General features: G+C 63.3%; 13 protein-coding genes. 4 read left to right on the top strand and 9 right to left on the bottom strand.

Annotated features, from left to right (window positions below; genetic code table 11):
- Nucleotides 1-13 precede the first annotated feature (13 nt).
- Both tcuA and YUO_RS0137900 read right to left on the bottom strand, forming a co-directional pair.
- Complete coding sequence (gene tcuA / locus YUO_RS0137905) at nt 14-1,405, bottom strand: FAD-dependent tricarballylate dehydrogenase TcuA (protein WP_028351759.1); 1,392 nt, start codon at nt 1,403-1,405, stop codon at nt 14-16.
- Between the two features lie 196 nt (nt 1,406-1,601).
- Complete coding sequence (locus tag YUO_RS0137900) at nt 1,602-2,501, bottom strand: transcriptional regulator GcvA (RefSeq protein WP_028351758.1); 900 nt, start codon at nt 2,499-2,501, stop codon at nt 1,602-1,604.
- 115 nt (nt 2,502-2,616) lie between these two features.
- On the opposite strand from YUO_RS0137900, the gene YUO_RS0137895 reads away from it, so the two are divergent.
- Both YUO_RS0137895 and YUO_RS0137890 read left to right on the top strand, forming a co-directional pair.
- Nucleotides 2,617-2,820, top strand: coding sequence for a DUF1127 domain-containing protein (locus YUO_RS0137895; RefSeq protein WP_028351757.1), 204 nt, complete (start codon nt 2,617-2,619; stop codon nt 2,818-2,820).
- 72 nt (nt 2,821-2,892) lie between these two features.
- On the top strand, nt 2,893-3,513 hold the full coding sequence (locus YUO_RS0137890; protein ID WP_028351756.1) for a GNAT family N-acetyltransferase: 621 nt from the start codon (nt 2,893-2,895) through the stop codon (nt 3,511-3,513).
- Nucleotides 3,514-3,578: 65 nt separating this feature from the next.
- Here the strand turns inward: YUO_RS0137890 and YUO_RS0137885 are convergent, their stop codons facing one another.
- The gene (locus YUO_RS0137885; RefSeq protein WP_028351755.1) at nt 3,579-4,409 is read right to left on the bottom strand and encodes an enoyl-CoA hydratase; all 831 of its coding nucleotides are present in this window, start codon (nt 4,407-4,409) and stop codon (nt 3,579-3,581) included.
- Between the two features lie 144 nt (nt 4,410-4,553).
- On the bottom strand, nt 4,554-5,255 hold the full coding sequence (locus YUO_RS0137880) for an SDR family NAD(P)-dependent oxidoreductase (RefSeq protein ID WP_028351754.1): 702 nt from the start codon (nt 5,253-5,255) through the stop codon (nt 4,554-4,556).
- 171 nt (nt 5,256-5,426) lie between these two features.
- Between YUO_RS0137880 and YUO_RS0137875 the strand changes: the two genes are divergently transcribed.
- Both YUO_RS0137875 and YUO_RS0137870 read left to right on the top strand, forming a co-directional pair.
- Nucleotides 5,427-7,196, top strand: coding sequence for an acyl-CoA dehydrogenase family protein (locus tag YUO_RS0137875; RefSeq protein WP_430649594.1), 1,770 nt, complete (start codon nt 5,427-5,429; stop codon nt 7,194-7,196).
- A gap of 50 nt (nt 7,197-7,246) precedes the next feature.
- Entirely contained in the window at nt 7,247-8,335 is a 1,089-nt protein-coding gene (locus YUO_RS0137870) for a Zn-dependent alcohol dehydrogenase (protein ID WP_028351752.1), read from the top strand.
- Nucleotides 8,336-8,435: 100 nt separating this feature from the next.
- Here YUO_RS0137870 and YUO_RS0137865 read toward each other — a convergent pair whose 3' ends face one another.
- From YUO_RS0137865 to YUO_RS0137845, 5 genes are all read right to left on the bottom strand, one after another.
- Complete coding sequence (locus YUO_RS0137865; RefSeq protein WP_028351751.1) at nt 8,436-8,789, bottom strand: nuclear transport factor 2 family protein; 354 nt, start codon at nt 8,787-8,789, stop codon at nt 8,436-8,438.
- Between the two features lie 38 nt (nt 8,790-8,827).
- Complete coding sequence (locus YUO_RS0137860) at nt 8,828-9,388, bottom strand: hypothetical protein (protein ID WP_028351750.1); 561 nt, start codon at nt 9,386-9,388, stop codon at nt 8,828-8,830.
- Between the two features lie 76 nt (nt 9,389-9,464).
- On the bottom strand, nt 9,465-10,937 hold the full coding sequence (locus YUO_RS0137855; RefSeq protein WP_028351749.1) for an amidase: 1,473 nt from the start codon (nt 10,935-10,937) through the stop codon (nt 9,465-9,467).
- Between the two features lie 105 nt (nt 10,938-11,042).
- The gene (locus YUO_RS0137850; protein WP_035728654.1) at nt 11,043-12,221 is read right to left on the bottom strand and encodes an alpha/beta hydrolase; all 1,179 of its coding nucleotides are present in this window, start codon (nt 12,219-12,221) and stop codon (nt 11,043-11,045) included.
- A gap of 166 nt (nt 12,222-12,387) precedes the next feature.
- Complete coding sequence (locus YUO_RS0137845; RefSeq protein WP_028351747.1) at nt 12,388-13,932, bottom strand: acyl-CoA synthetase; 1,545 nt, start codon at nt 13,930-13,932, stop codon at nt 12,388-12,390.
- Nucleotides 13,933-13,939 lie beyond the last annotated feature (7 nt).

The raw sequence follows: 13,939 nt of genomic DNA, 5'->3' as shown, positions 1-13,939 counted from the left end.
GTTGAGCGCGTGTCTAATTCCGCGCATTCTTCGCCGCTTCCCGTCCCGCGACCCGACCGAACACGCTGCCGATGGTCATCCCGATACCGGCCGCATAGCCCTTGCCGAGTACGTTGCCGGCCATGATCTCGCCGGCCGCGAACATGTTGGCCGAAGGCTTGCCGTCCTTCATCACCATGCGCGCCTGCCTGTTCACGCGGGTGCCGAGATAGGTGAAGGTGATGCCGGGCCGCACAGGATAGGCGAGGTAAGGCGGCGTCTCAATCCGGCGCGCCCAATGCGTCTTCGGCGGCGTGATGCCTTCCGTGCGGCAATCGTCGAGGATAGTGTGATCGAACGTGCCCGGCTTAACCGCGGCGTTGAATTCGGCGATGGTCTTCTCCAGCGACGCCGGATCGAGCTCAAGCTTGGCGGCCAATTCGGCAATACTCCCGCCCTCGATCGGCGGAAACAGCGTCGGCATAAAACTGTTGCGAACGGAGTTATCGAAGATGATGTAGGCGATCTGGTCCGGTTGCGCGGCCACCAGCCGCCCCCAGATCGCATAACGCTTCGGCCAGATATCCTCGCCCTCGTCGTAGAAGCGCTGGGCGTGCTTGTTGACGACAATGCCGAACACGACCGAGTCGTGGCGGGTGATGATGCCGCCATCGAACTTCGGTGCGCGAGCGTCGATCGCAACCGCATGGCATTGGGTGGGATCGCCGATATCCTGCACGCCCTTGTCGAGCAGCATTTTCAGGATCGAGCCGCGGTTATAGGGCGTGCCACGGATGAGGAAATTATTCGCCGCCTCGCCCCAATATTCCTTCAGCCATTCGATATTGGCTTCAAAGCCGCCGGCGGCGGCAACCAGTGCGGAAGCGCGGATTTCGCTCGTGCCGTCGATCGGCTGCTTCAGCCTCGCCGACAGAAACATGCCGTGCTCGATCTCGAGGTCGATCACCTCGGCATCGTAGACGATCTCGACGCCGAGTTTTTCCGCGGTGAGATAGAGCGCGTTCAGCATCGCGCGTCCGCCGCCGAGGAAGAACGAGTTGGTGCGGCCCAGACTCAGCGTCCCGCCGAGCGAGGGTTGCCAACGCACGCCCTGTTCGACGATCCAGTTCAGAATGTCCTTGGACTCTCTGATCATGAATTTCGCCAGTTCCTCGTCGGTCTGACCGCCGGTCAGTCGCAACAGATCGTCCCAGAACTCCTCTTCCGTGTACGGCCCGGTGAGAATGTCGGTCGCGGCATCGTGCGCGCAACGCATGTTGCGGGTGTGGCGGGTGTTGCCGCCGCGATAAAATTTCGGAGCGCCTTCCAGCACCAGCACGGAAGCACCTGCGCGCCGAGCGCTGATGGCGGCGCAGAGAGCAGCGTTGCCACCGCCGATCACCAGCACATCGAACTTCTGATTCAAATCGGCCATGCGCTCTTGTTGTCGTTGTTGGCCTCAAAATCAAACCGGCGCTCGGCCAGGCAAATCCATCCGCCCCCGCGGATTTTCTAGCCGGATGCAACGGCCGCGTCACGCCTCTCGTGCGCCTGCAGCAGTAATCAGCATGGCCGCATGCGACGATGTCGCATGCACCTGCCTGTGCGGAACATCAGCGCAATCAGGGACGGTTCTGAACGGAGGCGAGCAGCCATTGCCGGAAAGCCGCGAGCTTTGGCGGATCGGCTCTACCCGCCGGCGAGACCAGATAGAATCCGGCATCGACCGGGAAAGCCATCTTGAAGGGAACGACCAAGCGTTCCTTGGCGATGTCCTCCTGCACATAGGCGGTGCGGCCCATCGCAACGCCAAGGCCGTCGATCGCGGCCTGCACCGTCATGAAGATCATGTCGAACGTCACGCCCGGCTGTTTGGAAAAATCGGCCGGCAGCCCGGCCGCCGTCAGCCACAGCCGCCAGTCGTCGCTATTCGCGTTGCTGGTATGCAGCAGCACGTGATCCCGGAGGTCTTCGGGGCATTTCAGCGGCTTGTTCCCCTTGAGCAGCGCCGGACTGCACACCGGAAAGAGCTCGTCCGCCATCAGCCAGTCGGCGCGAACGCCAGGCCACTGGCCGCGGCCGTAGCGGATCGCGGCGTCGACCTTGTCGCGCTGGAAGTCGACGAGGTTGATCGAGGTCGTGATGCGAACGTCGATCCCCGGTTGCGCTTCCTGAAAAGCCGTGAGGCGCGGCAGCAGCCATTTGGCGGCCAGCGAGGCTAGCGTCGACACCGTCAGGACATGGTCGTCGTCTTTCCGCAGCAGGCGGTCGGTCGCGAGCCGGAGATCGTTGAAGGCGGCGCGGATGCCGGGAAGGTATTCCTGCGCTTCCGCCGTCAATGTCAGCGAGCGGTTCTGGCGGACAAAGAGGCGGACCCCGAGCTCTTCCTCCAGCCGCTTGATCTGGTGACTGATCGCGGTCTGCGTGACGTTCAGCTCGGAGGCGGCCTGCGTGAAGCTCAGATGCCGGGCGGCTGCCTCGAAGGCGCGCAGGCCATTCAGCGACGGCAGTCTGCCGGTCATTCCGATGCTCCCTTAATACATGAGTTTATATCATCCGAAACGGTACAAAGTGTCGTTTGTGAACGGCCCTGGAAGCGCAGATATTAGTGCCAACAGATTACTACAGGAGCGGAAAATGTCCACTTACACGCATGAATCGATGATAAATCATCATGGACCGGGGATTCTGAGCCAATTGGCCGAGACCCTCCATGTCTGGCGGCAGCGGTACCAATCCCGCCGCGAGCTGGCCAAGTGGTCCGAGCGGGAGTTGCACGATATCGGCGTCTCCTGGAGCGACGTTGCCTACGAGGCCGAAAAACCGTTCTGGCGGGCTTAAGTGGCAGCCGGCCGACGCCGCCTCGTCTGGGGGACGCCGGCCATTTTCATTGAGGACCGACGGGAGCGCGCCATGACCACGATGCGTTTCGACGATCTCAGGCAGTATTCGGACGTGCTGCGCTCGCGGCATGGCCAGGCCGTGACCGTGCGCTTCGTCGAGCCGCGCGACGCCGAGGCGCTGCAGAACTATTTCCGCGCGCTTTCGACGCGCTCCCGTTACAACCGCTTCCTCGGCGCCGCCAGCGAACTGCCGCCGTCCGAACTTGATCGCTTCATCCAGGTCGGCGAAGCGGATCGGTTCAGTGTGGTCGCGACCATGCCGGTCGACGGCCGCGAGACCATCGTCGGCGAGGCGCGCTATGCCTTCGACAGCGAGAGCGCTGCAATCGAATTCGGCCTCTCGATCGACGATCGCTGGCAGGGCCACGGCATCGGCAGGGCGCTGTTGAAAAACCTCGAATGCCGCGCGGCCGCGTTCGGCGCCGAGCGCATCTTCGGCGACACGCTGCGTTCCAACGATGCCATGATCGCGCTTGCCCGCAAGTCCGGCTACGGCTTCACCAATACGCCCGGCGACTGGAGGCTGACGCGCTTCCAGAAAGATATCCATGTCGAACCGCAGGAAATCCCATGCGCCAGTTGGCGGCTTGCCGCCGTCTCTCCCCGCGCAATGTCCTCGCTTGCGGTTTGACCACTGAGCCCGGTTCTGGCCGCTCCAGAACCGGGCCATTTTTCCGCTACCCGCGGAAAAGGAACTCAGCTTCCCCTGAACACCGGCTTGCGCTTGTCGATGAAGGCCTGCACCGCCTCCTTGTGATCACCGGTGGCGGTCAGGCGGACGAGGCGCTCGGCCTCGTGGTCGCGCGCGGTGGCGAAATCGAATTGCAGCGCTTCGTCGAGATTGTCCTTGATGTAGCGCAGCGCCAGCGTCGGGCCTTCGGCCATGGATTTGGCAAGCGCGAAGGCCTCAGTCTGCAGTCTGTCGTCGGGCACCACGCGGTTGACGAGGCCGATCGCCTCGGATCTGGCGGCATCGACCTTGTCGCCGGTAAACATCAGTTCGCGCGCCCGCGACGTTCCGACCAGCCGCGTCAGCAGCCAGGCGATGCCGTAGTCGCCGGAGAGCGCCACGCGGACATAGCCGGTGGAGATGAAGGCGGATTGCGCCGCCAGTCTGATATCGCAGGCCAGCGCGAGCGCGAGGCCGGCGCCGACCGCGGGGCCGGGCAGTGCCGCAATCGTCGGTTTGCGCACCGAGGCCAGCGCGCCGGTCAGCAGGCGCTGCCGCTCCTGCAGGTCGGCGACCTTCTCGTTATAGGACATCTCCAGCTTCTTCTTGTCGCGATGCGCGCCCATGCCCTTGACGTTGCCACCGGCGCAGAATGCGGTGCCCGCGCCGGTGAGCAGGAGCGCACCGACCTCGGGGTTCTCGCCGCAGCTCTTGATCATGCTGCGAAGCGCCGGCGTCAGCGTATCCGAGAACGCGTTGCGCGCTTCGGGGCGGTTCAGCGTGATGATGGCGACGCGGTCGCGGATCACGCAGAGCAGTTCGTCGGTGCCGGTGTCGATTTTGGTTTCGGTGGTCATGGTGGCCCCTGTGTCGTTGTTTTTCCGTCATTGCGAGGAGCGGTAGGATGGGCAAGGCGAAGCGTGCCCACCATCGAGGAGCGCGCGCGACGATAGATGGTTGGCACGGCGCAAGCGCCTTTGCCCACCCTACGGGTTCACGTCTCAAAACTTCTCCACCCAGGGCCGCAGCTCCACTTCCCACGTCCAGGCGCTGCGCGGTTGCTGCAGCACGTTCCAGTAGCTCAGCGCAATCGCGTCGGGATCGAGCATTGAATCCGGCCGATCGGCAGGCTCCGTACGCGCAGCGCTGCGAATGCCGCCGTCGATGACGAAATGCGCGACATGGATGCCCTGCGGCGACAATTCGCGCGCCATGCTTTGGGCCAACCCACGCAGCGCAAACTTGCCCATCGCGAACGGCGCCGACTGCGGATAGCCCTTCACGCTGGCGGAGGCGCCGGTGAACAGGATCGCGCCGTGCTTGTTCGGCAGCATGCGTGTCGCCGCCTGCTGGGCCACCAGAAAGCCGCCGAAGGCGGAGACTGCAATCGCATTTGCAACTTCGGCCGGAACCAGGTCGGTGAAGGCGCCGCGTGCGCGGCCGCTGGCGTTATAGACGACGATATCGGGCGTGCCGATCTCGCGCTCGACCATGCCAAAGAGACGCTCGACTTCCTCCGCCTCGGTAGCGTTGCAGGCAAAGGCGCGGGCGCCGGTCTCGGTGCAGAGCGCGCCAAGCTTCTCGATCTTGCGCGCGGCAAGCGCAACCTTGATGCCTTCGCGCGCGAACAGTCGCGCCAGCGATGCGCTCAATCCCTCGCCGACACCAACAATCAGGGCAATCTTGTATTTTGGCAATTCCATGGGCGCAGTCCTCGGATGGTGGGGATTAGGTAATCTAGGAACCCGATTCCGCCTGGCAATCGTCCGCCATGGCGGCCCTCCAATTATGCTTATTGACGGCACGTCCGCCCGCGTTATCGATAGTTGACCAACATCGGGCGGAACGAACAAGGGCTAAAAATGCATCCACTCATGCAAGACCGTGCAGCCGCGTCAGCCAATCAGCCGGGATTGCTCGCACCCGATACGACGGGGATGAACTTCTACCGTGCCGATCCGGCGTTGACGGATCTGCTTCGCCTGCATCTGCCGGACGCGCTGTTTCGCCATATCGAGCCGCATCTCGACCGGCTCGGCGAATTGGCCGGCGGCTATCTCGACGAATGCGCGCGGCTTGCCGACCGCCACACACCGGTGCTGCACCAGCGCGACAAGTTCGGCCGCGACATCCAGTATATCGAATATCACCCGGCCTATCGCGAGCTGGAGAAAGCCGCGTTCGGCGAGTTCGGCATTCACGCGATGTCGATCCGCAAGGGCATCATGGGCTGGCCGGACAAATATCCCGTCGTCGCCAAGCATGCCTTCACGTTCCTGTTCAATCAGACCGAATTCGGCATGGGTTGTCCGATCAACGTCACGGATGGTTGCGCGAAACTGCTCAACAATTTCGGCAGCGATGCGCTGAAGGCAAAATACCTCGACGGCCTGACCCAGACCGACATGAGCAAGCTGACCCAAGGCGGCCAGTTCATGACCGAGAAGGAAGGCGGCTCTGACGTCGGCACGCTGACGACGAGGGCCGTGCAGGAAGGCGATCACTGGCGGCTCTACGGCGAGAAATGGTTCTGCTCAAATGCCGACGCCAAGGTGGTGATGCTGCTGGCGCGGCCGGAAGGAGCGGGGCCCGGCACGCGCGGCGTAGGTCTCTTCCTGATGCCGCGGTATCTCGATGACGGCTCGCAGAATCACTACCGGATCGTGCGCCTGAAGGACAAGCTCGGCACCCGTTCGATGGCGTCAGGCGAGATTAAGTTCGAGGGCGCGATTGCCTACGCCGTCGGCAAGCTCGACCGCGGCTTCGTGCAGATGGCCGAGATGGTCAACTCCTCGCGGCTGTCCAATGGCGTCAAGTCCACCGCGCTGATGCGGCGCGCGCACCATGACGCGATGACGGTGGCGAAGAGCCGCGTGGTGTTCGGCCAGCGCATTATCGACCTGCCGCTGGCGCGGCGGCAGTTGATGAAGATCATGCTGCCGACCGAGCAGGCGCTGTCGATGAGTTCTCTCACGGCCGACGCGCTCGATCGCGCGGAAGCCGGCAGCCAGGACGCGGCGGCGCTGCTGCGCATCCTGACGCCGACGCTGAAATTCCGCGCCACGCGCGACGCGCGAAAAGTCTGCGGCGATGCGTTGGAGATGCGCGGCGGCATCGGCTACATTGAGGAGTTTGCCACCGCGCGGCTGCTGCGCGACGCCCATCTCGGATCGATCTGGGAGGGCACCGGCAACATCGTCGCAATCGACGCGCTGACCCGCGCGGTCGGGCGCCACGGCGCCGACGCCGCGCTCGCGGCCGATCTGCACGCCCGCCTCGACGAGAGCACCAGCGTGCCGCAAGCCTGGCGCAAGCGCTTACGTGAACTGACAGACCGCGCAGTCGGCTTTGCCCGCGAGGTCGCCAGCCGCACCGACAATGAGGGCGATGCACGGCGCGCCACCAGCCTCCTCTATCATGTCGCCAGCGCCGTTGCGCTGGCCTGGGAGGGCGGGCGTATCCACGACATGCGCGGCGACGCTAGGCGACTGTTGCTGTCGCGGATGGTGGTCGACCATCGCGTCACGCCGAGCGATCCGTTCCGGCTTGCGGAAAATGCCGCCCAGCGCGCGATCACTGGCCATTTGCTCGGCGAACGCAGCGTCGGCATGGCCGAGGTTGGCGAATTGCTTGTCGCAGCGTAGGCTGCAGCCAGTACTGGTTCAAAAATAACAGAATTGAAGGGGAAGCACCGATGAAGGCCGCCGTTCTGCATGAAGTCAACCAGCCGCTGGTGATCGAGGAGGTCAGCGTGCCGAATCCCGGCCCGCGCGAAGTCCTGATCCGCACGCGCGTCGCCGGCCTCTGTCATTCCGACCTGCACTTCATGGAGGGACTGTATCCGCACCCGTTGCCGGCCGTGCTCGGCCATGAATCGGCGGGCGTCGTCGAAAAGGTCGGCTCCGACGTCACCTATGTAAAGCCCGGCGATCACGTCGTGACGTGTCTTTCGGTGTTCTGCGGCACCTGCGATAACTGCACCACCGGCCGGACCGTGCTGTGCACCGACACGACCGTGAAGATGCTGCCCGGTCAGTCGAACCGGCTGTCCTGGGCGCGTGAGGAAAAGCTTCATCAGTTCCTCAATCTCTCGTCATTCGCCGAGCAGATGCTGGTGCACGAGAACGCCATCGTCAAAATCCGCAAGGACATGCCACTGGAACTCGCGGCTCTGATCGGCTGCGGCGTCATCACCGGCTATGGCGCGGTCGTGAACACCGCAAAGGTGCAGGCCGGCGAAACGGTGGCCGTGATCGGCTGCGGCGGCGTCGGCATGGCCGCGATCAATGGTGCCGCGATCGCTGGCGCCGGCCGCATCATCGCGATCGATACCAATCCGGCCAAGCTGCAGTTGGCCACAAAACTCGGCGCCACAGACATCGTCGATCCTTCCCGCGGCGACGTGGTGCAGCAGGTGCGCGAACTCACCAATGGTGGCGTGCATCACTCCTTCGAGGTGCTGGGCCGCAAGGAAACTGCCGAGCAATCCTTCGCGATGCTGGCGGCCGGCGGCACCGCGACCATCGTCGGCATGATCCCGTTCGGCCAGAAGATCGAGCTGCACGGCTTCGATTTCCTTAGGGAGCGCCGCATCCAGGGCTCGTCGATGGGCTCCAATCATTTCCGCGTCGACATGCCCCGCCTCGTCGAATTCTACATGCGCGGCAAGCTGCATCTCGAGGACTGGATTTCGGCCAAGCTGAAACTCTCCGAAATCAACGAAGGTTTTGCCAACATGAAAGCCGGCAAGACGCTACGCAGCGTGATCGTGTTTGATAGCTGACGACAACGTCGTCATCCCGGGGCGATGCGAAGCATCGAACCCGGGATCTCGAGATTCCGGGTTCAGCCCTGGCGGGCTGCCCCGGAATGACGGCGTTGGTTCACCGCGACACATGCGCCGACACCGCGAGCCACTTGCCATTCTGCTTCGCCCAGCAATCGGTATAACGCCCATGAGCCTGCTGGCCGTCCGGCGTGGTGTAGCTCGTCGCTGCGTGGATGATGGCGAAATCGCCGAGGATTCGGATCTTCACGTCTTCCGCGCGGAGGTTCTTGATCGCGACAGGCTTTGCGGTCTGTTGCAGGAACGTGGCGCGATCGACCAGCGACTTGTCGGGATTGGAGCAGTAGAAATCGGCTGCGAGGATTTCGTCAAAGCGTTTGACGTCGGAATTCTGCACGGACGCGACATAGTCGCGGTTGAGCTCTGTCAGCTCGGCGAGGTCGTTGTTCATGATTCCTCCGGTTCTTGGTCGTCACTGCAGAGCGGCTATCACGCTGTTATCGGCGAGCGTTTGATCACGACACGGGCGAGCGAGCCAAGCACGTAACCCGCGAGCGAGAAGGCGACGGGCGGCAAGAGCTGCTTGAGATCAAAGGTGGCTCGAGACACGAGTTGTTCAAGCGCCGGCGGCACCAGCAGAAGATCCAAGTTCAGGAAAACAAGCGGCGATACCACGAGCAGCGCCAAACGGAGCCGGTGTTTGGCAAAGATGCATAGTACTGCAACGATAACCGCCGTGGCGCTGAACAGGCCATAGGCAATCTCAAAGCCGAGAGCGTGGCGGATGTTGAAAGCAGTGGCCAGCAACAGACCCCAAACAAGGCCAGCGATCAGAAGCGCTGCGTCGTCGACGCGCGGGAAAAGCGGCAGATACCCCAGTGCCAGGAATACCAGGATCGACAGGGTAGGCCAGGCAGCGACAAAGGTGCCATGCATCAGCCCCCACAAGTGGAACGTTGGCCAGCCGAGCGCGGCATAGGCATAGCCAAGCGGCCACATCAGCAGGAAGCCGGCGACGATGGCGATGACGCTTCGAATGAAAGTCCGCATGGCGCTTTCAACGATACCGCTTCACCCTCCCGGCGAGGAGATGCGCTTGCGCGCAACTCCCCGGCACGAGGTATCTTCAATCATCAAACATCGGTGGCGGCTTGAAGCCGCCGAACTCGCGCTCGATCAGCTCGGCCAACCTCAAAGGCGTCCGATCCTCCAGCCACGGCCCGACGATCTGCACACCGACCGGCAATCCGTCCGGCGAAAAGCCGGTCGGGATCGCGGTCGCGGGCAGGCCGGGTAGGGTGGCGATGCCCGGCCAGGCAAACTGATCGGTATAAGCATGTGCCCTGCCGTCGATCAGGACTCGGCGTTGTGCCTGGTCGGGCGTATGATCGTGCGGAAAGGCCGGTGTCGGCATGATCGGACAGATTACCGCATCGAACGATTTGAATAGCTCGCGCCATTGCGCGCGCAACCGCGTCCGTCCGACGCTCGCCATCACCCAGTCGCGGTGGCTAAGCGCGATGCCGCGGGTCAGTTCGGCCTGAAGGCTGCTGTCATCTGCCGGCAGGGCTGCGGCCGCGGCCGCAGCGCCGGTATATACATCCGCCGGAAAACTCGCGGCGAGGAACGACAGCAGCATCCGCACGTAGAGTCGCGAAGAGGCCGCGAAGTCAGGCAGCAGAGGGCTCGAGCGGAAGATCTTGGCACCAGCCTTCTCGATATTGCTGGCGAGCTGGTCGATAGTACCGCGGACGGTCTCGTCGGTCGGCAACACTGGATCGGTGTCGATCACGAGAATGCGGAAGTCCTTCAAGTCCGTGTGGCGCGCCGCCGGCAACTCGAGGCGATAGGCCTTGCCGGCCTCGAGCGGATCGGGACCGGCCATGACGTCCAGCAGCAGCGACAAGTCGGCAGCGCCGCGCGCCATCGGACCGATCACGGCGAGATCGCGCTCGTATGGCAGCGGCGGAGCCGGCGGCGCTGTATGGCCGCGCGACGGCAACAGCGCATACGTCGGTTTGTGCGCATAGACGCTGCAATGGAACGCCGGCACGCGCAGCGAGCCGCCGATGTCGGAGCCGAGCGAGAGGGCGCCATAGCCTGCAGCGAGCGCCGCCGACGATCCGCCGGAGGAGCCTCCCGGCGTGCGGCCGAGATCATAGGGATTGTTGGTGGTGCCGTAGATGTCGTTGTAGCTCTGCCAATCCGCGAGGTTGAGCGGCACGTTGGTTTTCGCGAGGATAACTCCGCCGGCGTCCTTGACCCGCGAGATCGACAATGCGTCTTCGGTTGGCGCGAAATTCTTCTGCGCCGGAATACCCCATGTCGTCGGTAGTCCCGCGATATTGTAGGATTCCTTCACCGTCAGGGGAATGCCGAGCAGCGGCTTCTTCACGCCGCGCGCCAGTTCGGCGTCGGTGGCGCGGGCGGCGGCAAGGCCGCGCTCGAAATCGCGAACGCAAATCGCGTTGATCTTCGCGTCGTGCCGCTCGATCCGGCCGATTGCATCCTCGGCCAGTTCAACGGCCGAGACCTTCTTCGCGGCAAGCGCCGTGGACAGTTCAACGGCGGTCTTGAAACTCCATTGCGATTTGGCCAAGGCGTACGCTCCGCTCTGTTCCGGATACGGCGCGGATGATGCTCAGTTTGGGTGCGTGCGGCAAGAGCAATAGCTGTACAGCGGCGGTCCTCTCCTGCCGGTATGCTACCGGCTCGGCTTTGTCTTTGCGTTGTCCTTTGCTTGTTGCAGGAACTGCATCAGCAACCGACTCACTTCGCCGGGCTGCTCCTGCTGCACCCAGTGGCCAGCGCCGTCGACAAGATGGCAGCCGAGCATGTTGGTGCAGGCTCGCGACTGCATCGCCTCATAGACGCCGGGGCGCTGATAGGTGCCCCAGTCCTGCTTGCCCGAGATGAAAGCGGACGGCACGTCGATGGTGCGGCCGGACCATGTCTGCAATTCCGGCACGAACGCGCCCGAGGTGCCGCAGCGATACCATTGCAGCCCGCCCTGGAATCCGTTGCGCTCGTACTCGGCGCTGTAGAAGGCAAGCTCATTGTCCGGCAGCCATTTGTTGGCGGCGATTTCGGCGGCCGATGGCATTTCCTCGGCGACGGTGGCGGCCATGTCCTTGGCGAGGTCCATCACATAATAGGTCGGCAGCTTTGCGATCTCTTCCGCGCTCCAGGATTTCAGCGGGTAGGGCTGGTTGGCTTTCCAGTCGGCGCTCTTGTGGTGGTAGTAGGCGCGCAGGAAATCATGCACGCCCTGCGGCGCGCTGTGCATGTCGGCATTTGCCTCGCGCGTCGAGTAATACCATTGGTAATGTTTCCGCGGGCGTGGCAGCGCGGCGAGCTCGCGGTGAATGGGATCATCGGCCGCCTTGGCGGGCTCGTGCACGGTGTTGAACGGCAGCGATGGAGGCCCGCCGAACGGTGCGCTCATCATGACGACCGAGCGAAACACGTCGGGCCGTATCAGCGCGCACCACGCGGCGACCGATGAGCCGAAATCATGCCCGATCACGGCATCGACGCTTGCGTAGCCGAACGCCGATACCAGCCCGAGCGCGTCGCGCACCAGATTGGTGAGGCGGAACGAGGCGAGGTCGCCGTCATAGTCCGGATCCCATCCGGTGGTGCGGCCATAGCCGCGCTGGTCCGGCGCGATCACGTGATAGCCGGCGCTGGCGAGAACCGGCATCACCTTGCGCCAGGAATAGGCGAGTTCGGGAAAGCCGTGCAGGAGCAGGAGGCACGGACGGCCGGGTGTCTCGAAGCCGGCTTCGAGCACGTGCATGCGGAGGCCGTTGATGCTGTCGACGGTGCGGGAGCGGATGGAGGAGGGAAGCGGGATGTCGGGGAGGGAAGCTGTTGTGTTCATCCGGCGCACTCCCTTGTCGTCCCGGACAAGCGAGCGTAGCGAGCGCGATCCGGGACCCATAACCACAAATGTTCGCCGCGATAAAAGGCCGTGGCCCCAGCTTTGTAAAGCGATCAACAGCGGTGGTTATGGGTCCCGGCGTTCGCCGGGACGACTGTGGAGAGATTTACGCCTTCGCCGCCGGCTTCGGCCAGTACCGGTCGCGCAGGTGCCGCTTCACCAGCTTCCCGGTCGGCGTGCGCGGCAGCTCGGCTTCGAAGTCGATGCTCTTCGGGCACTTGATCGGCGACAGATGTTTTCGGCAAAATGCGATCAGTTCGGCCTCGAGATCCTTGCCGGCTTTGGCCATGTCGTGGGGCTGCACCACGGCCTTGACCTCCTCGCCCATTTCCTCGTTCGGCACGCCGAACACGGCGACGTCGGAAACGGCAGGATGCGTGATCAGCACGTCCTCGGTCTCCTGCGGGTAGATGTTCACCCCGCCGGAGATGATCATGTAGCTCTTGCGGTCGGTGAGATAGAGAAAGCCTTCCGCGTCGAGATAGCCGACGTCGCCGAGCGTCGACCAGCCCTTGGTGTTGTAGGCCTTCTTGGTCTTCTCGGGATCGTTGTGATAGGTGAAAACAGGCGCGTCGGCGAAATAGACCGTGCCGATTTCGCCGGTCGGTCTCTCCTCGTCATTCTCGTCGAGGATTTTCACCTTGCCGACCACGGCGCGGCCGACGGTGCCGCGATGGGTCAGCCATTGCTGCGAAGTTGAAACGGTGACGCCGTTGCCTTCGGAGCCGGCGTAGTATTCGATCAGGATCGGCCCCCACCACTCGATCATTTTCGCTTTCACGTCGACCGGGCAGGGTGCCGCGGCATGGATCGCGCCTTTCAGCGTCGAGACGTCGTAAGCCGCGCGCACCTCGTCCGGCAATTTCAGCATCCGCACGAACATGGTCGGCACGAGCTGCGACTGCGTGACCTTGTATTTTTCGACGAGTTTCAGAAATTCCTCGGCGTCGAAATGCTCCATGATGATGGAGGTGCCACCGAGCGTGATCGCCATCATGTTGAAGCGCAGGGGAGCTGCGTGATAGAGCGGCGCCGGCGACAGATAGATGCTGTCGGACGACATGCCGCACATGTCGGCGCAGAGAATTTTCAACAGCGGGTTCGGCACGTCGATCGCCTTGCCCTCGAACTCCTTCTTGATGCCCATCGGCCGCCCGGTGGTGCCGGAGGAATACAGCATGTCATAGCCGGCGACCTCGTCCGCAATCGGCGTCACCGGCATCGCGATCGCTTCCTTGTCCCAGGAGCGGAATCCCGGCGCAGGCTCGTCGACCATGAAGAACAGCGGTTCGCCGGGTTCGCCCTTGATCAGGCCTTTAACCTTGTCGGCGCATTGCGGCGTGGTGATAAAAACCTTGGCGCCGCAATCCTTCACGATATAGGCGATCTCCTCCTCGGTAAGGTAGCGGCTGATCGCGGTGTAATAGAGCCCCGAGCGCTGCGCCGCCCAGCAGATCTCCATGAACGCCAGGCGGTTTTCCATCAGGAATGCGATGTGGTCGCCGGCCTTCAGCCCGAGCTTGCGGAACAATTGCGCGCCCTGGTTCGAAAGCTCGTCAAGCTCGCGATAGGTGATCGCCTTGCCGGTGCCGGCCATCTGGTAGGCGATCTTGTTCGGCGTGTTGCGGGCGTGGATGGAGGGGTGGGACATAGGGAAT

Origin of the sequence: Bradyrhizobium murdochi, from assembly GCF_000472965.1 — a bacterium.
Taxonomy (GTDB): Bacteria; Pseudomonadota; Alphaproteobacteria; order Rhizobiales; family Xanthobacteraceae; genus Bradyrhizobium; species Bradyrhizobium murdochi.
The sequence above is the reverse complement of the archived record's forward strand: the minus strand, read 5'-3'. Positions and strand labels throughout refer to the sequence as shown.

Excerpts from the sequence above, each read along its gene's own strand:
- YUO_RS0137860 (WP_028351750.1), bottom strand. The coding sequence starts at position 9,388 with ATGCGGACTTTCATTCGAAGCGTCATCGCCATCGTCGCCGGCTTCCTG.
- YUO_RS0137865 (WP_028351751.1), bottom strand. The coding sequence starts at position 8,789 with ATGAACAACGACCTCGCCGAGCTGACAGAGCTCAACCGCGACTATGTC.
- YUO_RS0137900 (WP_028351758.1), bottom strand. The coding sequence starts at position 2,501 with ATGACCGGCAGACTGCCGTCGCTGAATGGCCTGCGCGCCTTCGAGGCA.
- YUO_RS0137850 (WP_035728654.1), bottom strand. The coding sequence starts at position 12,221 with ATGAACACAACAGCTTCCCTCCCCGACATCCCGCTTCCCTCCTCCATC.
- YUO_RS0137875 (WP_430649594.1), top strand. The coding sequence starts at position 5,427 with ATGCAAGACCGTGCAGCCGCGTCAGCCAATCAGCCGGGATTGCTCGCA.
- YUO_RS0137890 (WP_028351756.1), top strand. The coding sequence starts at position 2,893 with ATGACCACGATGCGTTTCGACGATCTCAGGCAGTATTCGGACGTGCTG.
- YUO_RS0137845 (WP_028351747.1), bottom strand. The coding sequence starts at position 13,932 with ATGTCCCACCCCTCCATCCACGCCCGCAACACGCCGAACAAGATCGCC.
- YUO_RS0137895 (WP_028351757.1), top strand. The coding sequence starts at position 2,617 with ATGTCCACTTACACGCATGAATCGATGATAAATCATCATGGACCGGGG.
- YUO_RS0137880 (WP_028351754.1), bottom strand. The coding sequence starts at position 5,255 with ATGGAATTGCCAAAATACAAGATTGCCCTGATTGTTGGTGTCGGCGAG.
- YUO_RS0137885 (WP_028351755.1), bottom strand. The coding sequence starts at position 4,409 with ATGACCACCGAAACCAAAATCGACACCGGCACCGACGAACTGCTCTGC.
- YUO_RS0137870 (WP_028351752.1), top strand. The coding sequence starts at position 7,247 with ATGAAGGCCGCCGTTCTGCATGAAGTCAACCAGCCGCTGGTGATCGAG.